Below are 434 nucleotides of genomic sequence, written 5' to 3'. Positions count from 1 at the left end.
TATTTCACGTTTGAATTTCAATGCGAACTCATACGGATCGTTAGCAAACAAATGAATACTATCCGTAATATCCATGAAGAACTCATCGATGGAATATTGGTGGAAGTCTTCAACAGGCACGTATTGTAGAGCTAATTTTGTGATGAAATTGGAGCATTTTATATAGGTGCTCATAATTGGATTTACCACAAGAATGTCTTTTCTACGAGGAATCTCGTATAATCTTGCCATCTTCTTTACACCCAATGCTTTTAATGGAGGGGTTGCAGCTAGCACGATTGAACCATTTCTATTCACATCACCTACTACAGCCAATTTTGTATGCATTGGGTCTAATCCCATTTTGATGCAGCTTACTGAAGCGTAAAAACTTCGTAAATCAACACATAAGATGATCCTATTCGGTAGGATTGAATAGTCATACACTGTGATTC

At 37.1% G+C, this 434-nt stretch carries 1 protein-coding gene; it reads right to left on the bottom strand.

Features of this window, described 5'->3' with window-relative positions:
* Window positions 1-426, bottom strand: a 426-nt coding sequence (locus AC1DJR_RS33570; RefSeq protein WP_477004632.1) for a Y-family DNA polymerase, incomplete at its 3' end; no start/stop codon positions are given.
* Window positions 427-434 lie beyond the last annotated feature (8 nt).

It is taken from the genome of Bacillus sp. 05T31 (assembly GCF_056396725.1).
Note: the sequence above shows the minus strand (reverse complement) of the source record. Positions and strands in the feature narration are given on the sequence as shown.